Annotated in this window: 20 protein-coding genes; 7 read left to right on the top strand and 13 right to left on the bottom strand. The window is 45.5% G+C overall.

What is annotated here, in order from left to right:
• Positions 1-2694, bottom strand: a complete 2694-nt coding sequence (locus QUB20_RS03355) for an endonuclease MutS2 (RefSeq protein ID WP_333244725.1) — start codon at positions 2692-2694, stop codon at positions 1-3.
• Positions 2695-3308: 614 nt separating this feature from the next.
• Here QUB20_RS03355 and QUB20_RS03350 point away from each other — a divergent pair.
• A complete protein-coding gene (locus tag QUB20_RS03350; RefSeq protein WP_333244708.1) occupies positions 3309-4556 on the top strand; it encodes a response regulator in 1248 nt (415 codons plus the stop codon).
• A 419-nt stretch (positions 4557-4975) separates the two neighbouring features.
• On the opposite strand, the gene thrB is transcribed toward QUB20_RS03350, so the two are convergent.
• The 4 genes from thrB to QUB20_RS03330 all read right to left on the bottom strand — a co-directional run bounded on the left by thrB (position 4976) and on the right by QUB20_RS03330 (position 8620).
• Positions 4976-6007, bottom strand: coding sequence for a homoserine kinase (gene thrB / locus QUB20_RS03345; RefSeq protein WP_333244705.1), 1032 nt, complete (start codon positions 6005-6007; stop codon positions 4976-4978).
• Between the two features lie 90 nt (positions 6008-6097).
• The gene (locus QUB20_RS03340) at positions 6098-6592 is read right to left on the bottom strand and encodes a tetratricopeptide repeat protein (RefSeq protein ID WP_333244702.1); all 495 of its coding nucleotides are present in this window, start codon (positions 6590-6592) and stop codon (positions 6098-6100) included.
• A gap of 3 nt (positions 6593-6595) precedes the next feature.
• On the bottom strand, positions 6596-7162 hold the full coding sequence (locus QUB20_RS03335; protein WP_333244699.1) for a Uma2 family endonuclease: 567 nt from the start codon (positions 7160-7162) through the stop codon (positions 6596-6598).
• A gap of 222 nt (positions 7163-7384) precedes the next feature.
• On the bottom strand, positions 7385-8620 hold the full coding sequence (locus QUB20_RS03330; protein ID WP_333055701.1) for a VWA domain-containing protein: 1236 nt from the start codon (positions 8618-8620) through the stop codon (positions 7385-7387).
• Positions 8621-9025: 405 nt separating this feature from the next.
• Here QUB20_RS03330 and QUB20_RS03325 point away from each other — a divergent pair, with 405 nt between their 5' ends.
• From QUB20_RS03325 to QUB20_RS03315, 3 genes are all read left to right on the top strand, one after another.
• Complete coding sequence (locus QUB20_RS03325) at positions 9026-9685, top strand: ATP-dependent Clp protease proteolytic subunit (protein WP_333055700.1); 660 nt, start codon at positions 9026-9028, stop codon at positions 9683-9685.
• Positions 9686-9846: 161 nt separating this feature from the next.
• On the top strand, positions 9847-10440 hold the full coding sequence (locus QUB20_RS03320; RefSeq protein ID WP_333055699.1) for an ATP-dependent Clp protease proteolytic subunit: 594 nt from the start codon (positions 9847-9849) through the stop codon (positions 10438-10440).
• Between the two features lie 131 nt (positions 10441-10571).
• Complete coding sequence (locus QUB20_RS03315; protein WP_333055698.1) at positions 10572-11198, top strand: DnaJ domain-containing protein; 627 nt, start codon at positions 10572-10574, stop codon at positions 11196-11198.
• Here the strand turns inward: QUB20_RS03315 and QUB20_RS03310 are convergent.
• The 4 genes from QUB20_RS03310 to QUB20_RS03295 form a co-directional block, all read right to left on the bottom strand.
• The gene (locus tag QUB20_RS03310; RefSeq protein ID WP_333244695.1) at positions 11192-12121 is read right to left on the bottom strand and encodes a serine/threonine-protein kinase; all 930 of its coding nucleotides are present in this window, start codon (positions 12119-12121) and stop codon (positions 11192-11194) included. The genes QUB20_RS03315 and QUB20_RS03310 overlap by 7 nt on opposite strands.
• A 115-nt stretch (positions 12122-12236) precedes the next feature.
• Positions 12237-12557 carry a DUF7873 family protein gene (locus QUB20_RS03305; RefSeq protein ID WP_333233796.1) on the bottom strand — a complete coding sequence of 107 codons (321 nt, stop codon included), beginning with the start codon at positions 12555-12557 and terminating at the stop codon, positions 12237-12239.
• A gap of 171 nt (positions 12558-12728) precedes the next feature.
• Positions 12729-13682: a hypothetical protein gene (locus QUB20_RS03300; protein WP_333055695.1), complete on the bottom strand. Its 954-nt coding sequence runs from the start codon at positions 13680-13682 to the stop codon at positions 12729-12731.
• A gap of 10 nt (positions 13683-13692) precedes the next feature.
• On the bottom strand, positions 13693-15198 hold the full coding sequence (locus QUB20_RS03295; RefSeq protein WP_333244692.1) for an MBOAT family O-acyltransferase: 1506 nt from the start codon (positions 15196-15198) through the stop codon (positions 13693-13695).
• Between the two features lie 5 nt (positions 15199-15203).
• Here QUB20_RS03295 and QUB20_RS03290 point away from each other — a divergent pair, with 5 nt between their 5' ends.
• Together QUB20_RS03290 and QUB20_RS03285 are read left to right on the top strand one after the other, a co-directional pair.
• A complete protein-coding gene (locus QUB20_RS03290; protein WP_333207676.1) occupies positions 15204-15356 on the top strand; it encodes a hypothetical protein in 153 nt (50 codons plus the stop codon).
• A gap of 149 nt (positions 15357-15505) precedes the next feature.
• Positions 15506-15760, top strand: a complete 255-nt coding sequence (locus QUB20_RS03285) for a hypothetical protein (protein ID WP_333207675.1) — start codon at positions 15506-15508, stop codon at positions 15758-15760.
• Between the two features lie 3 nt (positions 15761-15763).
• On the opposite strand, the gene QUB20_RS03280 is transcribed toward QUB20_RS03285, so the two are convergent.
• A complete protein-coding gene (locus QUB20_RS03280; protein WP_333244690.1) occupies positions 15764-16657 on the bottom strand; it encodes an EI24 domain-containing protein in 894 nt (297 codons plus the stop codon).
• Positions 16658-16746: 89 nt separating this feature from the next.
• Between QUB20_RS03280 and QUB20_RS03275 the strand changes: the two genes are divergently transcribed.
• Positions 16747-17538: a 2-phosphosulfolactate phosphatase family protein gene (locus QUB20_RS03275; RefSeq protein WP_333244687.1), complete on the top strand. Its 792-nt coding sequence runs from the start codon at positions 16747-16749 to the stop codon at positions 17536-17538.
• A gap of 351 nt (positions 17539-17889) precedes the next feature.
• On the opposite strand, the gene QUB20_RS03270 is transcribed toward QUB20_RS03275, so the two are convergent.
• From QUB20_RS03270 to QUB20_RS03260, 3 genes are all read right to left on the bottom strand, one after another.
• Entirely contained in the window at positions 17890-19272 is a 1383-nt protein-coding gene (locus QUB20_RS03270; RefSeq protein WP_333291161.1) for a lipid-A-disaccharide synthase-related protein, read from the bottom strand.
• Positions 19273-19842: 570 nt separating this feature from the next.
• Positions 19843-25038, bottom strand: coding sequence for a PAS domain S-box protein (locus QUB20_RS03265; protein WP_333244681.1), 5196 nt, complete (start codon positions 25036-25038; stop codon positions 19843-19845).
• A 419-nt stretch (positions 25039-25457) separates the two neighbouring features.
• A complete protein-coding gene (locus QUB20_RS03260; RefSeq protein ID WP_333244678.1) occupies positions 25458-26750 on the bottom strand; it encodes an ATP-binding protein in 1293 nt (430 codons plus the stop codon).
• Positions 26751-26856: the final 106 nt, after the last annotated feature.

Genomic DNA, 26856 nt, shown 5'->3' with positions numbered 1-26856 from the left:
TCAATGTAAATAAACCACCGTCACACCTGCACCTCCTTCTTTTTGACTGGCGAGTTCAAAGCGGGAAACCTGCGGGTGAGAAGCAAGGAACTCGTGAACGCCGCGCCGCAACTGTCCCGTGCCTTTACCGTGAATTATCCATAGCACTCCGTATTCCACGGCTTTGGAAAGAGCTCTGTCTATTTCGATTTCTGCGTCTGAGACTCTCGCACCCCGTAGGTCGATCGAATTATTAGCAGTGCGAATGGCAATTTCGGGATTGGGTTTTGCAGGTTCCGCCGCTGCTTGCTTAGCTTTAGCCGTAGCGAGTGCTTGGGCTTGGGCTGCAACCTTGGCTAATTGAGCTTTAGTTTCCGGTTTTTGACCGTCGAGGGATTCAATTTCTCCTAGTTTGACAGTCATTTTCATAATCCCAAACCGAACGCTCAACTCTTCGTTAGCATCGGGGCCGCTGAGGACTTCGGCTGTTTGGCCCAAGCTGGGAATGCGGATGCGATCGCCCACTTTCGGCATAAAACTCGGTTTGGGTTTAGCCGGTTGCTGTCGAGAGGGCAGGTGTTTTTGGGAAATTTGATTTAAGGTTTCTGTCGCTTGTTGGGCATTTTGAGCCGTCTGGTTGCCCGACTGCAAGCGACGAATGATTTGAGCAATTTCTGATTTTGCCGACCCGATCGCCTCATTTACTGCCACTTCCTGAGCTATTTTTAGTTCTCGCTCCCGCTCTTGCAAAGCGGCTGCTTTTTGAGAAACTTCTCTGTGCAGTTTTTCGGTTTGGTGTAGCAGTTGAGTTGCTTCTCTGGCCTTGGTTTCCTGTTTCCGGCGCTGTGCTTCGAGTCCAGCAATCACTTGATTGACATCTTGAGAGGCTCCCCCGACATAGGTTTGAGCTTCTTCGACAATTTCTGTTAGCAAACCGAGTCTTTTGGCAATGGTGAGGGCGTTGGAACGTCCGGGAATTCCCCACAGCAAGCGATAGGTTGGCTGCATGGAATTGTCGTCAAATTCTACTGAGGCATTTTCAAAGCGGGAGTCTTGATATTTGAGGGCTTTGAGTTCGCCAAAGTGGGTAGTTGCAACTGTTAATAGGGAATGTTGGGCGAGGTATTTCAACAGGGCGATCGCCAATGCACTGCCTTCAGATGGGTCTGTCCCCGCTCCTACTTCGTCTAACAAAACTAAAGATTTGGGAATTGGTAATTGGGAATTGGTAATTGGGATTTGGGGTTTGGGAATTTGTAATTTAGGTTTGAGAATTGGGAGAGCAGAAACAGTGTTCTGCGTATCTGTGGCTTCTTCGTCTTGCTGTTGGGAATTAGTAATTTGAAGGTTTGAATTTTCTTCCCCTTGGGCCTGCGATTTATTTTGTAAAACTTCTAAAATGCGGCTGATGCGGCGGATATGACCGGAGAAAGTAGACAAACTTTGCTGCAAAGATTGTTCGTCACCAATATCGGCCAAAATATTGTCGAACCAAGGCAATTCTACGGGTTCGCGGGCAGCAACAAACATTCCTGCTTTCGCCATTAAAGCTGCCAAGCCCAAGGTTTTGAGGGTGACAGTTTTGCCGCCTGTGTTGGGGCCTGTGATGGCGACGACGCGGATGTGCGGCCCGATCGTTAAATCGACCGGCACGACTGGAAAGCCTTGCTCGTGCTGTTGCTGCCAAACTAATAACGGATGGCGCAACTGGCGCAGGGTAATTTGCGATCGCAGGTTGCGAATTAATAATTGACTGTTTTCTGAGTTTTCCTCATCTTCTTTTTCCTCATCTTCTGTTTCGGGATTTTTGGGTGCTAATTCTGGCTCTCCCAATTCGATAAATTTCGGCGGATTTGCTTGCAACCAAAAACTATAACGCGCTTTAGCGGCCGCTAAATCTAAAGTTGTAACTACCACCACCAATCTGTCTAAATCGGGTTTTACTGCTGCGACTTGCTCCGTGAGGGCGCGGCGGACTGCTTCTTCTTCGGCTTGTTCTTGCCGGAGCAACTGCCGCATTTGGTTGTTAAGATTGACTGTGCTGTGGGGCTCTACGTAAAGAGTCGCGCCGCTGGCCGAGGAGTCATGAACGATGCCCGGTATGGCATCTTTTTGGGGAGCTTTGACGGGAATGACAAAGCGTCCGCTTCTTTGGGTAATTAGCTGTTCTTGTACGGCGTTGGATTGGCGCTGCAAAATCCCCTGCAATATTTGATAAATGCGATCGCGCAACTGTCGCATTTGAACTCGAATTCCTGCTAATTTAGGAGTGGCTCTGTCTGCTACTTGAGCGCGATCGTCTATACAGCGATGGATTTCTTGCTCTAGTTCGGGATAAGTCCGCAATTGGGCTGCCAGTTCTTTGAGCGCCGGCACATCTGCCTGAGAGTCAATTATCCGGCGCAATTGCCTTGCTCCGGCCAGGGTAGTAGCAATTGCCAGCAATTCTTCGCCGCTGAGCAAACCTTGAAGTTCGGCTCGCTGCAGAGAAGTGCCGATGTCTTGGATTCCTTCAAAACTCAAAGCACCGCCAGCGCGGCTCTCTAACTGATAAGTTTCCTGAGTTTGGGCGAGGAGTTCGGCTGTTTGAGCTTGAGTTGCCGGGATTGCGAGGTCAAGGGCGGCGGCGACGCCGAGTTTGGTGGCCGCGAAGGTAGCCAAGTGCTGACACAGGCGCGGCCATTCTAATAGTTCTAGTGTTTCGGCTTGAATCAAAGTTGAGGTGGTGTTGGTAATTGGCATTCCCAGGCGCTGACCGAGAAGGTGAATTTAACGATACTATTAATTAATTTTAAAGTTTTTTATTGTTTCCTGGCGCAATTTGAGAAAGTATCTGCGATCGCCCTCCGCAGTCTTTCTGCCGAAAGCTCTGATGTAACATTATTACGAAGGAGAAAATTGGCATTTTTGCATTACCCGTCTAAAATTATACCTTCTCGTGATACCATTTCCCAAAAAATATGCAACTTTAGGCAAGCTCCCAACTATTATACAGTAAGTCAATCGATTTTAGATTTTAGATTTTAGATTTTAGATTAAAGAATTGAAGCATTGACTTGCGCGAGATAAATTCGGGGGGCAAGTTTCTCGGATACACGTTTCTAATTTCTCTACGGATGAATCACGTGGCGGGTATCCTGGATGTTTTCGGTCATTACCAATTTTTTACTCTAAAATATAAAATCTAAAATGGTATGGGCTATTTTTGGTTTTGAGGGAGCGGGTATGGGCTGTTTTTTGATGTAATTGAACTATTTTGGAATTTTAAATCTGTCAGCGCAATTCTGGCGGTTGTATCCTAAAAAGTAATTTGTGGAGATGATAGAAGTATGGCAAAGATTCTGGCGATCGTCGCGGATACTGTGACTTTTCAAGTTGTGAAAGAGTTACTCAGCCAAGAGGGACATCAGGTGAGAGTCGTTTCCGACGACAAGGAGGGTTTAGACTTGGCGAAGGAATTGTCCCCCGATGCGATAATTTGCGACGGGACTTCGCGTCAAATCAACTTTTTGGAGGTGTGCCGGCTGGTGAAAGCCGAGCGAGAATTGGCGGCAGCCTATTTTATTCTGCTGACAACACCGGAGCAATTTGATGAAGTTCAAGCATTGGATGAGCCCTTTGACGATTTTCTGTTTAAACCGATAGTTAAGCAGGAATTATTGGCGCGGGTGCGCGCGTCTAAGCGATCGCACGAGTTGAGGGCGCGGTTGGAGTTAACCCAGCAAGAATTGGATCTGTCGCGCGATCGAATGCTGCAAAATGAAAAAATGTCTAGTTTGGGCGAATTGGTGTCTGGGATAGCCCACGAAATTAACAACCCCATTACTTTTATTTACAGCAATCTAACTCACGTCCAAAGCTACGCAACCGATTTAATTGAACTCCTGCGATTGTATCAAAAAGAGCTAGTCAATCCCGGAGCGGAAATTCTGCAAAAGCAGCAAGATATGGATGTGGAATTCGTTCTGGACGATTTATTAAAAATTGTGAGTTCCATGCGTACCGGGAGCGATCGCATCCGCCAAATAATCTTGTCGCTACAGGATTTTTCCCGCAGCGATCGATCGGGCTGGCAGTTATTTGATGTTTCCGACGGTTTAGAAAATACTCTGTTGTTGTTGCAGCACCGCTTGCCGGCTCGCGAGGGAAGGCGAGACATCAAGGTGATCAAACAATTCGGCAATTTGCCACAGATTGAGTGTTATGCAGGTCTGCTAAATCAAGCTTTTCTGAATATCATCAATCATGCGATCGATGCTTTGGAAGAGTCGGCTCAAGAGTTGGAAGAGTTGGAATCCATCAAATTTAAGCCTGTGATTTTGATTACCACTCAGGTAGTCGATGCTCAGCGAATTTCGATTGAGATTGCTGATAACGACATCGCACATAGCAAAGATATCACAGCCAAAATTTCCGATCCATTTTTGGGATCAAAACCTGCGGAACCACCCATATCATCGGGACTTGCTCTCAGCTATCGGATAATTGTAGAGCAGCACAAAGGAGAGTTCAAGTGTTTTTCAGAACCGGGGAAAGGCACTAAAATTCAGATAGAGATTCCGCTGCGTCACAGTTAGGAATGAGAATTAAATAACTTACAATGCGTGATGGTTCTTGTGGGATGGGCCTGAAAGCCCGTCCAGAAAGGGCGAGCTAAGAGTGCCCAACCCCTAGTCCCCACAAACTTGTGTAAATTATTTAATTCGCGATCCTTAATAGTATTTACCGTTGGTGGGGGCGGATTTTTGAGATTGTTGGTTTTAGCCTGAGATTATGGTGAATCCGCCCCTACAATGACTGCCTTTTTTTTAAATGTAAAATTTTGTAGAGGGAATGGCAGAAGTTATCGAGAAGAGACTTAAGTTGATCTTCAAGAGATTTGAAGGAGAGAGGAAGAGAATAGAAATATGAATAATGCCACGGAGAGGGGCAACCACGGGGGGTTGCCCCTACAAAACACGGTGATGTAGATGTTGTGTGTCTAGGAGTGGAATAACTAAAGGGAGACTTGCGCGCCTTGAGTATCGAGGCCGATCGCACGCACCTCAGCCTTTACCCCAAATTCCATCCAAGCAGCCGCCATCGCTTTCTCAACCGCATCAGCATTAGTAACATCCGTTAAAGCCAAAAGCGTCGGCCCCGCACCGCTAATTACCATCCCACAAGCCCCTGCATTCAGGGCAGCTTGCTGCACCGCTTCATATCCCTTAATCAGAGATTGGCGGTAAGGTTGGTGAATTTTGTCTTGGAGGGCGCAGCGCAGCCAGTTTTCATTGCCAGTTTCCAAAGCCCGCACTAGCAAACCGAGGTGTGCAGCATTAAAAATCGCGTCAGCCCGACTGTAATCTGCTGGCAAAACTTTGCGGGCTTCGGCTGTAGACAGTTCAAAATCGGGGATGGCTACCACGGGCACAATATTTGGATGCCAGGGAATATCGCAAATTTGCCAGGAACCCCCCCCCTGCCCCCCCTTGCTAAGGGGGGGTGATTGTGTGAGCCCCGCGTCGGTAAGGGGGAATTCTTCTCTTAGCCCCCCCTTACTAAGGGGGGGTTGGGGGGGTGCATTGCTAGCAGCGAGGCGACATCCTCCCAATAAAGCGGGGACAACGTTGTCGGGATGTCCTTCAAGTTCGATCGCCAATTGCATCACTTCCACCTGACTCAAAGGCTTTCCGGCTAATTCATTTGCACCGACTAACCCACCGATAATAGCTGTGGCGGAACTTCCTAAACCTCTAGCCAGCGGCACTTGCATATCTATATGTATGGCTACGGGCGGTGGTGATTGGTTCAGGTATCCGTATAACTTTATAAATGCTTGATAAGCGAGATTGCTGTCGTCTGTCTTGACTTTGGGGGCTTCTTGGCCCGTAACTGTAATTTTTAGTTTCTCGGTTGCTGAGGGTTCGAGTCGGGAGAATTGGAAGCGGTTGTAGAGGCTTAAAGCGGCGCCGATGCAGTCGAAGCCGGGGCCTAAATTGGCGGTTGTAGCGGGTACAGTAACGGTAACGGTGGAAGTTTCGGGCATTTTTTGAATAGTTAATTTGGAATGTTTAACCGCCGATGAATGCGGATGAACGCCGATCGCAGGATATTATACTATGTTTTCAAAAGCACTCTATTTTTGCAGAATTTGAAGATGCTGTATGGCATCTTGATAATCGTTGGTATTCCCGTCTTTTTGATAAAGTTCCGCTGCTTTTTGATAATCAGCGATCGCCCCCGGTTTGTCTTCTAAGAACTCGCGGACTCTGGCGCGGTTGTAGTAGGCATCGCCGTAGTTGGGGTTGATTTCAATTGCGCGATCGAAATCTGCTTTAGCTGCTGGGTAATCTTTGAGATTGCGGCCGTGGATGATGCCGCGTTTGTTGTGGGCTTTGGCGTAGTTTGGGTTGAGGCGGATGGCTTCGGTGTAATCGGCGATCGCCCCTTGAATGTCTCCCGCCTCTGATTTGGCTAAAGCACTATTGAATAAATCTTCAGCAGGATTTTGAACAATCGTTTTTTGAGCTATTAATATTGCTGAGGATTTAGCAGAGACAGCAAGGGATATATTACCAAAGATAGTAAAGATTACTAGAGTAGCAATTAAATTGTAAAATGATGATTTCATAATTTAGGCAAAAATTTGAGCGACAGAACAACTAAAACCGGGCAACAAAGGCGAAGTTAGTTCATCATTGCTCAACAGCGTAGCAATGAGCCTTAAACTTGCTAGTTCCCTGCGATAAACTTCTATTTGCTGCAATTGCCAATTCACAACCCAGTATTCCTGCACTCCTCGCACTGAATAGAGTCTAAGTTTCAAATCTCGATCGCGTCTCTGATTGTCTGCACCGGGGGATAACACTTCAACAATTAACTCGGGTGCGGCGGTTAAATGGCCGGCTTCGTCTAGCAAGATAGCCAAGCGTTCATTACTCGCCCAAACTACATCAGGAATGACGTTATCAGCGTCCGTGAAAATAAGACCCGGATTGATGGCGGCTCGTCCCAAACCAGTAGACATCGACCAAGTATCAAGGCAAGAAAAAAATCTGCCACAAGTCTGTTGATGCCCCCAATGCGGTGCTCTAGTCATAAATAGCTCCCCATCAATAATTTCATAGCGATCGCCGTTATCGGGCAATAGTTCTAAATCGGCGGTAGTCCAGCGTACTTTATCAGATATTGTCTGGTTCATACAAGCACTCTTGATAGGTGATAGAAACATTCTAAACCATCGAGCTTCTTGTCGATCCACAGCTTGAAACAATCCGGCTACACTGACTTTCGCTTTTTGCAGGCGAGACTCAGAATATTGAAACCCGCCTGGGCGCGGGTTTCGTTTTTGTAGGGGCGATTTCGCATCGCCAAATTGTCCGATCGCCCAATTTAAAATTATTGAAAATTTAAAATCGCGCGATTACTTCAAAATAGTTTTAGAAGCAATCCGAGTTTTCTTGCGATCGGCTTCACTCAATTGTTCGCCAGACTGCAAGCGAGTAGCAGAGGTTTGGAGCACAGTTGCGGCACTTTTATCGCCCATTTGCAGAGCAGTTTTAGCTGCAGTTTGCAGCATTGTCGCCGCGCCGGCTCGATCGCCCTGTTGCAATCTAGTTTCGGCCAGTTGAGTTTGGCGGTATTTAGCCAAAGCTAAAATGTGCTGCTGCACCATTGGGTTAAGTGCCGGCTGATAAACTTTCACGACATTAGCGGAAAGTGCAACAGGATCGGAAAGCAAACCTTGGCCGACACTCGGATCGTCGTAGCGAATTTGCAATTGCCCGATCGCCTGTGTACCTTCGGGCAACTGTCCAATATAAATATTAGCCAAAACTACTCGCTCTATATCCTTCATTAAATCTCCCAGGCGTACCATAAAACGATCGCCCTCTTGCTGTACCGGTAATTCGATCGTATCCGGGGCAACTTGGGCGATCGGTTTGAGTTCGGCTAACCGTACTTTTGGCATCAGTGAAAATAGCAAATAAGCATTAGTCAAACCTACACCTTGGATGCGAGTAAATAGTTTGCTAAACTCGTCAACCGCATCTTCGGGACGCTGAATGTGAGCCAGAGCACCGCCACCAGCATCAGCAATCTTTTCCAAAATATCCTGGTTCCAGTTATCGCCAAATCCTAGAGAATTTAAAGTCATGTTGTAGTCGGCAGCCAATTTAGCCAACTTCAAACAGCGGCTGTCGTCGCCGTGTTCGTTTTCGCCGTCAGTCAGCAGAAACGCCTGAGATATAGCTTCTTTTTTGCCTTTGCCCAACTCTTCAATACCTAACTTAATGCCCTCATCAATTGCTGTGCCGCCGGCCGATCGCAATTGCTCAATTTGCCGTTTAATACTGCTGGGGTCTCCCACAATTTGATTGGGGACGAGGACTTTGGCTTTATGATCGAAAGCCACCGCGCAAAAGCGATCCCCGGGCTTCAACCTGTCCAGCAACCGTCCGGCGGCTTGTTTGACTGTTTCCAAGGGGCGTCCGCCCATCGAACCGCTGTGGTCGAGAATCAGGCACAGGTTTAAGGGTACGCTGGAGTCGATCGAGCTTGCCGTCGCAGACACCGAAATCGCTAGCTGGCGCTGCGTTGAGGGCGCAGCAGCGTCAAGGTTAGGGTCGTTTAAAACCGGGAGCAAACTAACTTTCATGCGGGATACCTAAAGATTGCGTTAGTATTTCTTTAAGAATAGCTCCATCAGTTCAGGCAACATTTCGGTTATGTCAGGAACCTCAGCCTAAGTGCATGAGGCTTGTAAGAGATTCTTGCGAGCCGTCCTGACCAGCCTAAGACTTTCGAGGTCTACGTTTTTTGAGTCATGACACCCTGGGATGCGAAGCTAGTCCCCTGCCCTGTCATTTGCAGTTAAACAGTTTTAAGGTCACTGAAACAGTGCTGCAAGTTTAACAAGCTCTAAAAACATTGGCGAAGCTAACTTTACCCGTAAGGGAGTTTTGGAGAAGACCACATCTCCACGGAGGGGCAACCATACCCCTCCACCCCAATCCAATGTAAAGCCGTCCTAGAAGGACGGGGTTTCAGACTCATTTTTCTGATGAACACACCCATTAAAGCAGTGCAATCGCCATACTACGGGGAAGGGAACTCTCGGACGCCACCTCCCGATTTGCCATCCCTGTTGCTGAAGGAGCGGATCGTTTATCTGGGGATGCCTCTGGTGCCTGCGGTAACAGAACTGATTATTGCTGAACTGTTGTTCTTGCAGTACGAAGACCCCGAGAAGCCGATCAAAATCTACATCAACTCGACCGGCACTTCTGGTTACAGTGGCGAACCCGTCGGCTTTGAAACAGAAGCCTTCGCTATCTGCGATACGATCAGGTACATTAAGCCGCCCGTACACACTATTTGCCTCGGTTCGGCAATGGGGATGTCTGCGATGCTGTTAGCGGCTGGTACAAAAGGCTTTCGAGCGAGTTTGCCCCACGCTTCCATTGTGTTGCACCAACCCAAGGCTTACACGCGGGGTCAAGCAAGCGACATTCAAATTCGCGCTAAGGAAGTGCTGGCAAATAAAGCGACGATGCTTGATATTTTTGCAAGCTGTACTGGCCAACCGATCGAAAAGATTACTAAAGATATGGATCGGTTGCTGTACCTGACGCCCCAGGAAGCTAAAGAATACGGTTTGATCGATCGCGTTCTTGAAAGTTCTGAAGAATTGCCGAAACCGCTGCCGGCTGGAGTCCTCTAATTCGGTTAGGGGGTATTAGTTATTAGTTATTAGTTATTGGTTAGGGTTTATTGGTCATTATAACCACAAACTAAAAAACCGGAAATAACAACTAACAAATAACTAATAAACCATAACCAATTGCCCGATCACCAATTACCAACTAAACGGAGTTCCGAATTATGCCTATCGGTGTGCCAAAAGTTCCCTACAAGATGCCGGGGGGTTATGATACTCAGTGGATTAATATCTACGATCGCCTCTACCGGGAACGGATTATTTTCTTGGGCAGGGACGTTGACGATGAAATTGCCAATCAAATCATCGCTGTGATGCTCTATCTTGATTCGGAAGATTCAGGTAAGGATATTATTTTATACATCAATTCCCCAGGCGGGATGGTGTCGGCAGGCATGGCTATTTTTGATACCATGCAGCACATTAAATCAGACGTGGTGACGATTTGTGTGGGCTTGGCTGCTTCGATGGGTTCTTTCCTGTTAGCTGCCGGTGCGAAGGGGAAACGGTTAGCTTTGCCTCACTCGCGCATCATGATTCACCAGCCTTCTGGGGGCACGCGGGGACAAGCAACGGATATTCAGATTGAGGCCAAAGAGATTCTGCGACTGCGCCACCAACTCAACGGTATCTATGCTAAGAATACTGGCAAGCCGATCGAGAAAATCGAGAAGGACATGGATCGCGACTATTTCATGTCCGCTGAGGAAGCCAAGGAATACGGCTTGATTGACAGAGTGATCGAAGATCGTCCGTAAGTTATTTTTGCGCTACCGTAGTGCGGGCAAGCCTCGCACTACAACCCAGTTTTTCGGTAAATTTTGGCAGAATCTTTACATTGAAGGATTCTGCCATATTTAATGGTACTATCAACGCTCATTCATGCTAGATGGATATTGCAGATTATTACCGACAGTTAGGGCTGAGGTTAGGTGCGAGTTTATCGCAAGTTAAGACCTCTTATCGGCAGTTAGCGAGACAGTATCACCCCGATGTGAATCCGGGAAACGAACAGGCTAAAAATAAGTTTATTGCTATTACTGAGGCTTATAAGTTCCTGGTGAATGTTGCCCCCCACCATGTTGCGGAGTCGAAAGTTGCCAATTCCACTGTGCCGCCTAGTTCGACACCGCCGGATCGGGGGGTGAAAGCTCAACCGCAGGCAGTTAAGGTGACTCGAAAAGAGGCTGCGGTTCAATCTCATGCGGATCTGTCGGCGGTGGAACAAAAGTTAAAGCAAGATGCTTATGTTGAGTTGCAGCAGTTGCTGAAATATCACAGGTTCCCGCGGGCGATCGCCTTGATTGAGGGTTTGGCCCAGCGGGTTCCCGAAGATTTGGAGGTGCGTCAGTGGCAGGCGATCGCCTATCAGCGCTGGGGACGGCATTTGATCGGAGAAAAGCAGGTTGATAAGGCGAGAATTTATTTGAAAAAGGCTGTGAAAACTGACCCTCACAATCGGGCTTTGTGGGCGGAAGTTGAGCGGGATTTTCGCAGGTTGGAAGAGATTTATTGAAGCGATGTTGCGTCCCCCTTTTGCAGGGGGTCTGCGTCGTGAATTTTTAATTTTTCTAAAATAACTTGGGTATTTTCAGGTCTGTTTTCTGGTAGCGGTTCCATCAATTCGTCGATCGACTCTAGAAGTAACGGGTCAATATCTACAGCCTGGTTCCTCCAATTAATTTTACCAGTTTTTTCATTAACGGGAAAGTCGATCGGCTGTATGCCTGTTAATAAATGTACAAAAGTACGTCCCAGGGCAAAAAAGTCCGATCGCACGCCTGCTTTACCTAGAATTTGTTCCGGTGCAGCGTATCCAGCAGAACCTATGGGTGCGGTCTCTATCTCTGCTTCTGTGGCGGCGCCGAAGTCAATTAATCTCAATTTTCCATTGGCTTCAACCATCAGGTTGGATGGTTTAATATCCCGATGCACTACATGATATCTGTGGATTTCCTGCAAAATGTGAAGCATTTGTTGCAGCCAATCAAGGGCGAGCTTTTGAGAAACGTAGTGTTTTTTAGTTAATAATTCTGCCAAGTTTTCTCCGCTAATTTTTTCCATCACCAAACAAGACAATTTCTGGAAGTTCTGGGGGATTTTAATTGGGAAATAACCGTCTGGTTCGACTTGGGGAACAGATCCCTTTCCGGCCAGCCAAATCAAAACTCGCGCTTCTTGCTTGAACAAGCGAACTAAATCGGGGTTGTGGGCGTGTTTCAAGACTTTTAAAATTTTGACAGTGCCCCATTCGTTTTCCCCGGTTCCCAAATCTTCAACTTCAAAGATGTCTGTGGGGCGTGCGGGATTGGGCGATCGCACTGGTTTAAGGATGCGATAGCGATCGGCAATTAACAAATCCGTGCCACAAGCTTGACAATTTTGAGCAGCAGCAGGATTTTCGCGTTGTTCGCATTGAGGATTGATGCAGTAAATCATACCATTTTAGATTTTAGATTTTAGATTTTAGATTGGAAATGACGGACGCTGTATCGGTTTAGAGCTTGGTTTTGCATTTTTTTTTTGGGGAAGTCGTATCACTTTGATTGATAAATTACCATAAAACCCAGCAGTTCTGATCGTCTACAGTTATGTCAGCGCGGGCGCTACAATTTGTCCAATCTTTGGTTGCGGTTACGTCGAAGAGTTTGGTCAAAAATTCAGTCATTTTGCGGATAATCTCTTCGGCTTTGACTTCAACTTTTTTGGACTCTGGCGGCAGTTGTTCGCCTTCTTCGTCTTTGGGGCGGTAAGTACGGGAGATTCCAGAAAGCACAGCGGGCTTCTGGAGTGCTTTTTGAGCTTCTGCGAGTTCTTGGACGGATCGGCTTTTGATGCCTTTTTCGATCGCAATAATCTGATTTAAGCGTGCCATTGTTCGATTTTATTGACGCTGAACTCATATCAAGCCGGGTTGATACTGATCATCAAATTGTTTATGCTGTGGCTTTTAGGGCTTTGATAACTCTCCCTCATCAGTACAAACCTCACGATCGTTCTTGAACCAAACTTGCTCATCATGTAGTATTCCATAATTCAATATAAATTACAAGCTTTCTTTTCTAGGCGCGGTGCCAACAGAGCCCGTCGCTACCGTACTCAGCAATTTATCTCTCAAAAACTCGGCAAAATCTCTAGCGTCGCTGCGGATCAAGTGGATGCCATCATTGGTACGCCATTCTCGCTCTTTCGGGGGTGGCAGCCACTCAAAACGATCGGACGGAAACAGCTTTTTAGCCAATTCTTGGACTTGTTTTCTCCTGATTGCAGCGTTAACTCGTGACTCTTGCGGTATGTCAAATAAAACTACTTTTGCCCCGCTATTTTTTTGGATTTCTGCGATTTGAATTTTAATAAACTCAGCTTCTTTTTTTATAGCTTCTGCATCTTGTTCAGACAAAGGTTGACTTTGAATATCTACTATCGTTTGGATAGCTTTTTGGGATAAGTCGGGAGTAAGATATCGACCTTCTAATCTGTCTAGAGCCTCTCGCGTCACTTTTTGACTCGGCTTCGATCGACTTTTAAAAACATCCACAAAAATGCTAATCGGACGGTATTCCTCTCTCATCATTGGTAGATACTGGCGTAACCAATAAAAAAGAGGATGATACAAAGAATCCATTAATTCTGTATCTATTTTCCGAACAATAGTATCGTTAATTTCCACCAAAACAATAGGAGGCTTGGTTTTACTTCTTTTAACTATTTCTAAACCTGTTTGGCTCGCTCCTCCCCCCAAGGCTATGCTCTTTACGCCCTCTCCAATGTCTTTAATATTAAGGTTTGCAGCTAGAGAACTACCTACCATTACCATTTTTAGATCGGAATTATCCTGATATACATACCTTTGAGTTTTAACAATATTATTTTGAAGCAGGCTAACTCCATCGGAAGCAGGCAAAACTCCGCCGCTGACGAGCGCTTGATAAAAACTCATTATAAACAGAAAAATTAGTACCGGGCGCAAAATCGGTCGCAACGGGAATTTGACAAACATAGAACACCTTCTAGAATTGGAAATAAATAAATTGTTTCGAGCTGCCACTGTTGAGGAATATCATTGCTAGCATAATTCCTAAAGCTAAATCTTGATAAACGCTCCAGACTTTTTGGCCGTTTTTATTTGAATCCTGTTTCATCAGATTTTGCCAAGTGGGAAAATGGGGAATGTGATAAATCACTACTGGTAGGGAAAAAATTAGCGTCGGAATAATGTGACTCCAACCGGGCTTGATTTTATAGTTGCGAACTAAAGTAACTGCGAAGTCAACCGCTTCTTCAAATCGAGGCAGTTTGAAAAGCAGCCATCCCACGGAAACAAAAGAGAAAATGCCTAAAACGCTAAGGCTGTCCAATAATAATTGCTGCCAGATTGGTTTGGTTTTTGCTTGATTTGGTTCTGGCAATTTGTTTTTGGATTTGTCGAAGCCAAAAAAGCGTTCTACGGCTAAACCCAAGCCGTGATAAATTCCCCAAACTGCATAACTCCAAGCAGCCCCATGCCATAATCCTCCTAAAGTCATTACTATCATTAAGTTAACATAAGTTCTGATTCTGCCTTTGCGGTTTCCGCCGAGGGGAAAGTATAGATAATCTCGGAGCCAAGTTGAGAGGGAAATGTGCCACCTTCTCCAGAATTCGGAGAGGGAACGAGAGATGTAAGGAAAGTCGAAGTTGTCGGGAATTCTGTAACCCAAAGCGGCTGCAAAACCGATCGCAATTAAGGAGTAACCGGCAAAATCGGCGAAAATTTGGATTGAGTAGCCAAACAGCAGTGTCAGGTTGGTAATCGTTCCAAATCCTTGGTAGTAGGGAAAGCTGATCCAGAAGGTATAGTCTTTTAAGTTGTCGGCGATGACCATTTTTAGGAAGTAGCCGACAACGAGCGAGCGAAAAATGAAATTCCAAGGAATATCTTTAAAGTATTTAGGAACAATCTGGGGATAAAAAGTCTTGGATTTTAAAATCGGGCCTGACAGTAAATTGGGGAAAAAGCTAATAAAAAATGAAGTATTTAGCAGGTGTTGGGTGAAGTTGGGCGAGACGTAAGCGTTTGCTTCGGTTTCGCTTTTGTTTTTTTGAGTCAGTACGTCTACGATTAAACTTATGCCTTCAAATGTGTAGAAAGAAATGCCGATAGGCAGAGGCAATTTTAATAATAAATAAGCAATGCTGCCTTCGGAGCGAGCAATATTAAAAACATCGGTAACAAAGTTAGTTAGCAAACCAGCGTATTTAAACAAGCTCAAAATTAATACATTGAGAACGACTCCCGATAAAGCCCAAAAAAATCGCTGTTTCTTGCCAGAAATCCGGGCAACTTGAAAGCTGACTGTAGCGTTGATAAGAATGGAGAGTAGCAGGATCAGCAACAGTGCGGGGGCGCTCCAACTGTAAAAAATAAAGCTGGCAATTATCAGGATGGGAACCTGCAATTTTTGCAACGGAGGGAAATAATATATGGCGAAAACAATCGCAAAAAATACTAAAAATTCAATACTGTTAAATAACATAATTTGTGATTTCGCTCTTTTACGTAGCCTGTGACCCACTATATCAACCGCCTGGGACTAATGGCAAGACTAGCCCAGAACCCGATCGCGATCGCGCATCCTACCAAAGTGTAGCAAATATCACTCTTTATGAGCGCTGCGACTACCTCTTGAGATAGATGCGGAAATACCTCCCAGGGCGCGTTGTCATTTCGGGAAACATTTCTTAACATATAGATAACAAAGGGAATCCGAGGAGACACTAAAAATCCTTAAGCCCTTGGGGTGCCCCGGTTAATCAAACTTTTCGCAAACAAGGGCTAAATTAATGAACAAGCAGCAAAACTCCGAAGTTTCAGCATTTTTGCCCATGCTCCAAAAAGGCATTTGGCTGTTTGGGATTCTCTCTTGGATATTCGGGCTGACAGATAGAAGTATTGCACTATTATCTGACGGATATTTGTCGGCGATCGATATTGTCCAGCTATTTACAGCATCATTTTTCTTCATTAGCTGGCTGTTTTTAAGCCCGTTTTTGGGCCTTAACTCCCAGAGTCAGCCGAAGGAAGAAGCATCTCCCTAGTTTTTAAGTTGTAATGTTAGTTTCTCGATCGCTCTTTCTTTCTTCTGGAGCAAAGCGGGCCGGCCAAATGCGATCGCAAAAAAACAAAGTTCCCGCCGTCACGCACAGCGGAATTGCCAACAAATTCAACAGCGGAATGCTCACCAAACCCAAACAAACCAAACCAAAACTCCCGCTGGCCGGCAAACTCGCCCAAATTATCTCCAACTTCTCCTGAAAAGGTCGCCTCCGCCTCTCCAAAGGTGCATCTAAAAAGTCCAAACAGACAATAGTCGCGCCCAAAGCTACGCCACCCAAACTGCTAAGAATAGAGCCGACACCAGGGATAAAATTTAGCAGCAGCAGAGGTATACCGACGCTCAACAAAATTTGTAGTTTTCGCAGTTCAAAGGCGATCGCCCTTTGAATATCCCCAAAACTACTCGCCAAATTCATTGGTGCTTCTGCGGGCAATTGACCGTTCCGCAGCAGTTCCAATTGTTCGGAAAGTTTGCCGTACCAGGGCGAACCTAAAATCACGCCAAACTGCACTAACAAAAATCCAATTATCAGCAAAAGTCCTGACACTAGGAGTACGCGCAGCAGCCAGCCGAAAGCAACTGTTAACACGCCGAGAAAGCTCAGCCAAGCGGGAAAACTCGCAATTAGAGCATTAAATCGGACGGACAAATCGGCAACTAAAACATCTATCCCAGCCAAACTGGGAAATAGCAAGCTTAAATAAAGACCAATACCAATTATAAAATTTAGCACCACGGGAACTAATACATAAGTCCACAGCTTGGGAGTTTGCAAAATCAGCGTGAAAGCTCGCAAAGGATAGGTGAAACCTGCCAGGAGTCCAATTGGTGCGGTAATGGCGGCGTGGGCGGGGTTTGAATTGAGCTGTTTAGACATATTTTCTGCTTTTGAAGACTCGACTCTATTTTCTATTATCCATTTTCCATTATTATGACTGATGAGGATTTATCGCAGGTTGCCCAAAAGTGAAGCTTTTTATTTACCATACCCCGGAACTTACGCCAGCCGACAAAATGCCGGCTTGCGCGATCGCAGTTGATGTGCTGCGGGCGACTACGACAATGGCAACGGCCCTGAATAATGGGGCGGAAGCTGTCCAAGTTTTCAGCGACTTAGATAAGCTAATGGCAAGCAGCGAAAAATGGCCTGCAGATAAGCGGATTCGCGCTGGAGAGCGCGGCGGCGGGAAAGTTGACGGATTTGACATGGGGAATTCTCCTCTCGACTGCACGCCAGAAAAGGTGAGTGGGAAGCGAATTTTTATCAGCACAACTAATGGTACTCGCGCTCTGGAACGAGTGCAAGCTGCTGCAACTGTGTTAACGGCGGCTTTGATTAACCGCAAATCTGTGGTGCAGTTTTTGTTAAGTAAACAGCCGGAAACTATTTGGATTGTGGGTTCTGGTTGGGAAGGAAGTTATTCGTTGGAAGATACGGTTTGTGCTGGTGCGATCGCCCAAAGTCTGCTAGCAGAAAGCGGTATTCCTGCGAGCGATTTTGCTGGTAACGATGAAGTATTTGGGGCTATTGCTCTTTATTTGCACTGGCAAGATAGGTTGCACGAATTGTTGGAAAGGGCCAGCCACGGCCAGCGCCTCCTCGGTTTAGGTGTTATTGAAGATTTAAAATATTGCGCGCAAACGGATACTTTAGATGTGCTGCCGATGCAGCGAGAACCGGGAGTTTTGGTTAAGTCGGATTTTAAAATTCCTCAAGCTGATTTCTGGGATCAATCTTCGGAACAAACGGCGAATTAAATTTTTCTGCCAGTGGTGTATTAGTAAGGTGCGCGGCCCAGCACACCCTACTCGAACAACCACAATAAAATTGGTTTGCAGCATCGGAATGCAACTCCTCATAAAAATCAGAGGACTTGCATTCCTCACTACATACAACGGAAGTTAGTAGTTATATCATGTCCGGTCGATTACCCGGATTCCTGTAGGGGCCCGTGAGCCAATAATATTTGCCAAAAACGGACAATCTCACAAACCCGCCCCGGCTTATGTATTATGGGCGATCGATCAGACATGATATTAGCGAACAAGATTTTTTTAAAAGAAAGTAGTATTAAAGATACTGGGCAGGAACACAAAATTGTTTTGTTCCTAGTCTATTGCAGGCGGAGAATTGCTGGATTCACCGCCGAATCGCTGAATTAAACACTCGGCAATTCTGGCTGCTGCACCGGGTTCTCCCATGCGGCGCCAGCCATTGTCAGCGATTAGCTGCAACCTGTCGGGGTCGCGGAGCAAAGACTGCACGGCGCCGGCAACTTCGGCGGGATGTTTGACTAAAATTAATGACGGCCCTAACAGGCGACTTTGAGCTTCTGCAAAAGCGAAAGTAAATTGCGGGCCGTTTCCGGGAATGGCGATCGCCGGTTTTCCTAAACCTACAAATTGTTCTGTAGCCGTTCCGGCCATTGCTATTGCTAAATCGGCTTCGTACAAACAATCGTTAAAACTTTGCTGAGTCAAAATCATCGTGGCGTTTCTCTGCACAAATGTCAGGGGCAATAGTAAATTAGGAGATTCTTGCTGAATTTCTTGAGCGCTAGAAACAGGAGGTCGCAAAATACTTGCTTCTCGCCGCTGCGTTCTAGTTTCGCCGTCTTGTCGCCAGCCGAAAAATTCTAAACTAGGTCGCAAAGCTTCTAAGTTTAACTCTGGAGAAATGGCTCCGAAAAATAACAATTTGCGATCGGCAAACAGCGATAAAATTCCGGCTACAGCCTCTACTATTAGCAGCCAATTAGCATAGGCTTCCGGCGCTCTAGAACCGGGGAGTAAGGTGATGATGAGCGATCGCTCGATTTCCCGAAACTCTGCGTCAGGGCCGTAAAAACCGGCGGGGTTTTCCGGTTCGAGTCCGTCCATCATCGGGTTTCCGAGATCGTAAGCGGGAATGCCCAGCTTTTGTAAGGTCTCGGCGGTGAGCGCGTCCCTGGCAAAAACGGCTCGACAGCGCGATCGAGTCATCAACCAGCGCTCCCAAGGCAAATAAACCGATCGCGACCAATTCCACCCACCGCTTACCCTGGATTTGCGAGCCAGAGGCCCGTCCTCGTCCCGCAAATAATACTCGGACTTGGCAGTACCGACAAAGGCATAGGGCGCGCCGCTGAGCCAAGCAAACAGCAGCGGTACAATATCCCCGCAGGCTAAAATAACGCCGTCTTGATTCCCAGACTGTTGTTGAGTCCGCACCCAAGCGCGGATGGCTTTAAACTGAGCGATGGTCAACTGCAGCAGGCCACCTTTGACATCGCGCAAAAATTCCCTTCTGTCCATGTAAATAAAGCCGCCCGAAGGCATTCGCTGCACCGGGCCGATGATGCGGGCGTTTTCTAGTTGAGCGAAAGCTTGCCCTTCACCCACTAGCGGAAACACGGCTAATTCTGGCGGATGCGGGTGCTGTTGCAGTTCCTGCAAGATGCGAAGGGCGATCGCGTCTTCTCCGTGGCCGTTACTGAGGCAAAGTAATTTCAATCCCAACTCTCTCAAAAACTCTCTTGTCAAAAAATAGCCGGCAAACCCTGGGACTTCAGTCTAGGGATGGAAAGCAACTTTCCACTTTAGTTTACCAGAAAAATCTTGTTTGAAAGAGTATAAAACCCGGTAATGGGGAGCCACAGGAGGCGCTCAAAATCTATGAGGCAAAGTAATTTCAATCCCAACTCTCTCAAAAACTCTCTTGTCAAAAATAGCCGGCAAACCCTGGGACTTCAGTCTAGGGATGGAAACCAACTTTCCACTTTAGTTTACCAAAAAAATCTTGTTTGAAAGAGTACAAAACACGGTAGGATCGAACCAGATCCGGCGCTACTCAAAATCTCTGCTTTACCCAAAGATATCTGGCATTTAACAGCAGTTGCTCGGACTCTGGGATACAACTTCTGAAGCGGTAAAATAACTTGTTTAATGTTGGGAGTTACAGCCGCCTGCACTGACAATTGCGCGATCGACAATTGCCAGATATCCGGCTCAATAACGCGGCGGTAAGTTGCTGCACATCTAAATTATCTGTATCCAGCCAAGCTCTCAACCATGATAGTCATACTATTTTTCGTCGATATATTGCTTTAAAATATTCCGAATTTGTTTGAGCTGAAATCCCTTAGCAAGTTGGCGCAGCTTCGAGACAAACGGCATTAAATTAGGTTCTAAACTCTCCAGCTTAGCACTCTCATCAAAAATTTCTTCAATGTCGCCCATAGCTGCGAGTTTCAAAAGTTTTACTACCGACTCAGAAGCCGCAGGTAACAGAGAAGAATAAGCAGGAAAATCAGAGGCTGGTGACAAACTGGGAGGTTTGCGCTTTTTGTTTTCCGAAGATTCCCCATAAATCCATTCTAGTCCCAAACGCACGCGCAACTGTTCCAAAAAGTGATTTGCTTCGATCGGTTTGGGAAGAAAAGCATCGTACCCTGCGAGGATGCTATCTTGCTGCGTAGCCTCGAAAACGCTAGCTGACATAGCGATTAACACAACATCTTTTACTTCCGGCAACTGCCGCAGTCTTCTTGCCGTTTCTAAGCCATCCATTACAGGCATCCGCAAGTCCATTAAAATGACATCCGGTTGAAATTCAACTGTTTTGTAGAGGCATTCTTGGCCGTTTTGGGCTTCTGCCACCTCAAATCCTAAACGTCGCAGCAGCCTGCACAACAAATCGCGATTCTGTTGATTGTCATCCACTATTAACACTTTCCGCTTGTTGCCGATAAAACCGACAAGCCAGCGTTTTTCCTGCAAAGGAGACACCTCCAAGTACCGTTTAGCTGCTGGCAATTCTAAATCTACCCAAAAAGTGCTGCCTTTTCCGAAAGTGCTGTGGACGCGAATTTCGGCACCCATTAGTTTCGCTAATTTCTGGCTAATCGAGAGTCCGAGACCTGTACCTTCAACAAACGTATTGCCTCCTACTTGGTGGAATGGCAAAAATATTTCTTCTAACTTGCTTTGCTCTATTCCCGTGCCGGTATCCTCGACTTGAAAGCGGATTTTTAAAGCGTGTTTGGCTGCGATCGGATTGTGGGAAAAGCGCATATAATTTTGTTTTAGTTCCGAGCTCAAAGTCGAGAACTCATAATTTTCTCCTTGCCCTCGACTCCAGGCCTCTGTGCCGACATAGCCGACTTTAAAAGTCACACCGCCGCTGTTAGTAAACTTAACCGCATTGCTGAGTAAATTTATGAGAATTTGGCGCAATCTTTTTGGATCTACACGAACGCAGCTAGGGAGGGGAGAGACTTGTTCGTAATGGAATAAAATTTCTTTTTGCGAAGCTCGCATCTGAAAGAGATCTGCAATGTTTTTCGTGAAATTTAGAAAATTCAACTCTTCCGGGTAGAGTTCCATTTTTCTAGCTTCAATTTTGGAAAGATCTAAAACATCGTCGATTAACATCAGCAGGTGTTGACCGCACTGTTGAATATTGCTGAGACTTTCTTGGTGATCTGAGTTTAAGTCTTTGTCGGTTTTGAGGATTTGAGTGTAACCTAAAACGCCGTTTAAAGGCGTGCGTAGTTCGTGGCTCATATTGGCCAGAAATTCGCTTTTGGCGCGGTTGGCGCTTTCTGCAGCTAATGCAGCTTGTTGGAGGGCAGATTCTGCAAGTTTGCGATCGGCAATTTCCGTTTGTGCTTGTTGAAATAGCGTCGATTGCTGAATCGCGATCGCCAATTGCACGCACAATTGCCGGAGAGATTCTATTTCTGAGGAATCCCAGGGACGGGGGCCCCTGCAATCCTGGGCTATCAGCAGTCCCCAGAGCTGATTTTCTGCCGTCGGTTGGGTCTGGGAAATGCTTTCTCGTGCTTTTAAAATTGGTACTATTAAGTTAGCTTTTACTTCAATTTTTTCGAGAAATTTCATGTGACATTCCGTCAAATTTTCCCGGTAAATATCTTCCATTGATCTAATACCGCCTTGCTGATAAACTTCAACAAATTTTTCTTTAAAACAGCCATCAATATTGTTAAAATTTAGCAGCGAAATTCTATTTTTTGCCACGGATTCCACAACAACAAAGCCGCTCCAGTCGGGATTAAAGCGGTAAATAACTGTGCGGTCTGTTTGCAAAAATTGCCGCACTTGTTTGACAGCAGTTGTCAGGACTTCTTCTAAATTTAGGGAGGAGCGAATGCGATCGAGCATAGCAACTACTAGCCGTTCTCGCCTTAATTGCTGCTGCAGTGCCATCTCCGCTTGTTTGCGTTCGGTGATGTCGGTAATTACTCCCACTAACCCGATTAAATGACCAGTTTCATCTTTAATGCCGTCGGCGCGAAATAAAGTTGTTACCAGTTCGTTGTTTTTAGTGTTGATTTTGAGTTCGCCTTGCCAAGATTTGCCTTTACGGAGCGTTTTAAACATTTCTAGCAGCACTTTAGTTTGAGGATAAATTGCTGTTAATCCGCCTGCTGTGTTTAGTTCTTCTGCTGTGTAGCCGTACTGTTGAACAAAGGCTTGATTGTGGTAGAGCGATCGCCCTGTCAAGTCAGCAATGCCGATCGCATCGCTGGTGCTTTCCACCGCTTGAGTAACTCGCAGCAAATCTAATTCTGCTTGTTTGCGATCGCTAATATCAGTAATAGTGCCGATATAGCCTTTAATTTCCTGCTTGTCTCCGATTTCTGCAATTGCCTGACCGATCACCCAAATTACCCTACCGTCTGGACGCTGAAATCGGTATTCTGATTTAAAAGGAATTGTATCAATAATTGAGCTATGCCATTCATTTTTTACCCGATCCACATCATCGGGATGTATGGCATTCATCCAGCCAATTTCTGCTGCTAATTCTGCGTTTAATCCCGTAATTTCGCTCCACCGTTGATTCACATAAAGACAATTTCCCAATGTGTCAGTGTGAAATATGCAAACTGGCGATGCTTCTGCTAAAGTTTGGTAGCGGCGCTGGCTCGATCGCAGGGCTGATTCTACCTGTTTTCTATTAGTTATATCGCGGACTATAGAAATAATTTCGCCACCGACAAGCATTGTCAGCGACAATTCTTGAGGAAACTTAGTACCGTCACGGCGCTGACCGGTCGCTTCTATATTGCAGTACCCTTTTTGCAGAAGCATCGGCATTATTTGTAATTCAAAAAATATATTTTCTGCTTTGCTGTAGAGCATTTTCCATTTCTTGCCATACATTTCGCTAGGGCTAGCCAAGCCGTACATTTTGAGATAAGCGTCGTTGGAATAAATACATTCTTTATTATTATTAAAAATAGCGATGCCGTCATAAGCAGCGGCCATTGCTACTGCTTGTCGCTGGAGTTGGGACTCTGCTTGTTTACGAGAGGTAATGTCGTGACCGACTGAGTAGATTAAACCTTCTTCGCTAAATGGCGATGCCGTCCACAGGAAGTATTTGTAAGAACCGTCTTTGCAGATGTAGCGGTTTTCAAAGGAGATACTGGACGTACCCGCTATTAGTTTTGCTCCTTCGGCAGCAGTGACTTTTCGATCGTCTGGATGAACAAAATCGATCATTGGCTTGGCAAACAATTCACTAATACTGTACCCTAAAGCTGTTGACCAAGCTGGGTTTAAACGTTTAAAACGACCATCAAAACCTACAATACAAAGCAAGTCTAAGGAGATAGTGAAAAAACGATCGCGCTCTGTTTGTGCCTGCTTTAATTCAGTGATATCCATCACTAAACCGTCCCAGAGAATATCGCCTTCCCTGCCAGATTTGCTTTCATTAGTGAGCCTTTCTGGTCTCGCAGCTCCTTGCAGCCACTTAACTTTTCCAGATGGCAAAGTCTGTCGCCACTGCTGCTGCCAAGGTTGCAGCGTAGTGGCTGAAATTGCCATTGATGCTTTTAAATCTAAGAGGTCGTCTGGGTGAATTCCATTGGAAATCAGTTCCGCATTTTGCTCTATTGCTTCTGCCTCTAATTCGTAGAGTTGTCGGCTCCCTGAAGAGATGTAAGGGAAAGACATTTTTCCAGTTGCTGACATTCGTAATTGATAAATTGTTCCCGGCAGGTTAGCTACCAATTTTTGAAAGCGAGCTTCGCTTTGTTCCAGGGCTTTTTGTTGCTTTCTGTATTCGGTAAAATCTCTAATTGTACCCACTATTACTTTACTGCCGTCTGCTATTTTGAAGACGCTTTTTTTGGTAGAAATTATGTGTTCTTTTCCGGCAGAGTCTGTGAAGCTTTCTTCGGTTTCCAAGCAGATACCAGGTGTCAATACTTCTTCATCTTTTGTCCAAAAAACAGCAGCTTCTGATTGGGGGAAAAAGTCATAATCTGATTTGCCGAGCAGTTCTTGCCGCGATTTGCCGACCAACTGACAAAAAGCATCATTTAATATCATCCAGCGGTGTTGCTCGTCTTTGACAAAAATTGGGTCTGGCGTAGCATTTATGGTGTGGTTTAAAAATTCTTCTGATGCTCTCAGTTTGGCTTCGTAGCGGTAGCGATCGCTCACGTCCAACACTACTTCTATTATCCGGTCGATAGACCTGTCCAGGCGGCGGATGCAGCGCAGGGAAACTCGCGTGTGAACTATTTCGCCATTTTTTCTGAGCAACCTTTTGTCTAAGATGTAACCGTCGCTCCTACCTGCTAACATCTGAGAAAAATTTTCACAATTAGCCTCCAAATCTTCTGGATGAGTCAACTCTAGCCAATTATTTTGCACGAGTTCGTAGCGCTCATAGCCCAGCAAATTGCACAGGGCATCGTTAACTTCTATCCAGTGGCAATTTAGAGGAATTTCGCTGTCAATAATTGGAGCGATGATTGCAATGCCGATCAGGGAATTTTCCACCACCGAGCGATATTTTTCTTCACTTTTTCGCAAAGCATCTTGACTGTTTTGGCGTTCTATGGCGTAGCGGAGCGATCGAATTAACAGTTCGCTGTCGATTTTTCTTTTTACCAAATAATCCTGTACGCCGACAGAAATCAACCGCAGGGCAAGTTCTTCGTCGTTTTGGGCGGTCAGAACTACGATCGGCACATTTACCCCGTACTCTTGTACCCGAGCAACCGTCTCGATTCCCCGACTATCTGGCAATGAAAGGTCTAATAAAATTATGTCAAAAGTTTCTTGATTCAATCGCTGCTGCGCTTCGCTGAGGCGCTCTACTTTCGTCAGCACTATACGCTGCGCGCCGCCTATTTCTGACAGCAAATCTTCAATCAGCTCAGCTTCATGAGGGTTGTCTTCTACTAACAGAACTTTAAAGCAGATAGGAGGCAAAGCTAAGTTAAAAACTGCTTTCATAATATTTGTTAATCAAGAAAATATTAAAATAACTTGAATTTTACCTTTTATTTTCCGGGCAGTCATTCAATTCCACGTACAGATACATCGATCGTCAGATTGGGGGAGGGTAAGCAAGCTTTACAAAAATATGTTTAATAAGTAAAATTATATCACGCACCAACTAGACTGTCAACGGAAAAGAAGTTTTATTCTAAATTGCCATTTATACCACTTAAAAAAATGAATGCAACTGTAGCCCATATCCCCACCCCGATACTCACACTCCTTCCCAACAATTATTTAATGTTTTTATCTCCCCCTATTAAATGTTTTGAGTTCTACATTATATATTCTACGTGACAACTTCTAATAAATAGAGAAAATGATGGATTTTACAAACATTATAGCTTATCCATTTTGCCGAAATTATGCCTCAATTAAGCGAGAGTAAAGTAAAAAATTGAACCTTGCTCCGGTTCCGATTCCACCCAGATAGATCCGCCGTGAAGTTCCACAATTTTTTGACAAATTGCTAAACCAATACCAGTCCCAGAATATTCTCTTTGAGTATGCAAGCGCTGAAAAATTTGAAAGATACGTGTTTGATGCTGTGGAGCAATCCCAATTCCATTATCTGAGACAGAAATTAACCAGTTTTCCTCCTGTTTGCAAGCGGTAATATGAACCACAGGCGTTGCATCGTGGCGATATTTAATCGCATTGCTGACTAAATTTTGAAATAGTTGTACGAGTTGAGAAATATCCCCCATTACCGCGGGTAATTCGCTGTAGGTGACAACGGCTTTAGTCTCGCGGATCGCCCCTTGCAGGTTCGCGAGTGCTTGCTCGACTGCATGATTGCAATCTGTCAGTTGAAAAGGTTTCCGACTCCTGCCAACGCGGGAATATTCGAGTAAATCGTCAATTAAAGTTTGCATTCTGGTGCAGCCCTGAACGATATTGCCGATAAACTTACTACCTTGGCTGTCGAGTTGGTCTTTGTAGCGTTTTTCTAAAAGTTGAGAGTAACTAGCAATGGTTGCTAAAGGCGCTTGCAAGTCATGAGAAGCCACATAAGCAAATTGTTCTAGTTCCGCATTTGAACGCGCCAATTCTTGGTTAGATTTTAATAGAGCCGATTCGGCGCGCTGGCGGTGGGATATCTCTTGCTGGAGTACCAAATTTTGCTCTTGCAGAGCTTTTTCAACGGCGCGACGGGTGCTGATTTCTTGTTGCAAAATTTGGTTTTTCTCCTGAAGAGTTTTTTCCACTGCTAAGCGGCTCGTAATTTCTTCTTGCAGCAGCATATTTTGTTCTTTTAGCTGCTTTTGTAAATTCCGCAGGCTGAGGTGACTTTCGATGCGGGCCAGCACTTCTTCAAACTGAAATGGCTTGCTGATATAGTCAACAGCTCCCACAGCAAATGCGTTTACTTTGTCAAATACTTCATCTTTAGCGCTGATAAAAATTACCGGAATTTCGCGAGTTTTAGGTTCTAATTTCAAATGCTGACAAACTTCGTAACCGTTCATTTCCGGCATCATTATGTCCAGCAAAATCAAATCTGGTGGATTAGAATTGCACGCTCTCAAAGCCATTTTTCCGTTAATCACGCAGCGGGGGGTGTATCCCCTCTGAGTCAACATCGTAGACAACAGACGCAGGTTTTCTGCTGTATCGTCTACTACTAAAATGTTTCCTAGTGGCGTCTCTGGTTGCTGATTGTTCATTGATTATTTCCCTGTTCCTGTTTTCTTCACAAAAATGTGGGCAGCTATTTTATTTAGGACTTACGGAAAACACCCGGTTTCTAGTAGGAATATTGGGGAAAGAAAA

It is taken from the genome of Microcoleus sp. B4-C2 (assembly GCF_036705265.1).
Taxonomy (GTDB): Bacteria; Cyanobacteriota; Cyanobacteriia; order Cyanobacteriales; family Microcoleaceae; genus Microcoleus.
Note: the sequence above shows the minus strand (reverse complement) of the source record. Positions and strands in the feature narration are given on the sequence as shown.

Excerpts from the sequence above, each read along its gene's own strand:
- QUB20_RS03350 (WP_333244708.1), top strand. The coding sequence starts at position 3,309 with ATGGCAAAGATTCTGGCGATCGTCGCGGATACTGTGACTTTTCAAGTT.
- thrB (WP_333244705.1), bottom strand. The coding sequence starts at position 6,007 with ATGCCCGAAACTTCCACCGTTACCGTTACTGTACCCGCTACAACCGCC.
- QUB20_RS03340 (WP_333244702.1), bottom strand. The coding sequence starts at position 6,592 with ATGAAATCATCATTTTACAATTTAATTGCTACTCTAGTAATCTTTACT.
- QUB20_RS03335 (WP_333244699.1), bottom strand. The coding sequence starts at position 7,162 with ATGAACCAGACAATATCTGATAAAGTACGCTGGACTACCGCCGATTTA.
- QUB20_RS03330 (WP_333055701.1), bottom strand. The coding sequence starts at position 8,620 with ATGAAAGTTAGTTTGCTCCCGGTTTTAAACGACCCTAACCTTGACGCT.
- QUB20_RS03325 (WP_333055700.1), top strand. The coding sequence starts at position 9,026 with ATGAACACACCCATTAAAGCAGTGCAATCGCCATACTACGGGGAAGGG.
- QUB20_RS03320 (WP_333055699.1), top strand. The coding sequence starts at position 9,847 with ATGCCTATCGGTGTGCCAAAAGTTCCCTACAAGATGCCGGGGGGTTAT.
- QUB20_RS03315 (WP_333055698.1), top strand. The coding sequence starts at position 10,572 with ATGGATATTGCAGATTATTACCGACAGTTAGGGCTGAGGTTAGGTGCG.
- QUB20_RS03310 (WP_333244695.1), bottom strand. The coding sequence starts at position 12,121 with ATGATTTACTGCATCAATCCTCAATGCGAACAACGCGAAAATCCTGCT.
- QUB20_RS03305 (WP_333233796.1), bottom strand. The coding sequence starts at position 12,557 with ATGGCACGCTTAAATCAGATTATTGCGATCGAAAAAGGCATCAAAAGC.
- QUB20_RS03300 (WP_333055695.1), bottom strand. The coding sequence starts at position 13,682 with ATGTTTGTCAAATTCCCGTTGCGACCGATTTTGCGCCCGGTACTAATT.
- QUB20_RS03295 (WP_333244692.1), bottom strand. The coding sequence starts at position 15,198 with ATGTTATTTAACAGTATTGAATTTTTAGTATTTTTTGCGATTGTTTTC.
- QUB20_RS03285 (WP_333207675.1), top strand. The coding sequence starts at position 15,506 with ATGAACAAGCAGCAAAACTCCGAAGTTTCAGCATTTTTGCCCATGCTC.
- QUB20_RS03280 (WP_333244690.1), bottom strand. The coding sequence starts at position 16,657 with ATGTCTAAACAGCTCAATTCAAACCCCGCCCACGCCGCCATTACCGCA.
- QUB20_RS03265 (WP_333244681.1), bottom strand. The coding sequence starts at position 25,038 with ATGAAAGCAGTTTTTAACTTAGCTTTGCCTCCTATCTGCTTTAAAGTT.
- QUB20_RS03260 (WP_333244678.1), bottom strand. The coding sequence starts at position 26,750 with ATGAACAATCAGCAACCAGAGACGCCACTAGGAAACATTTTAGTAGTA.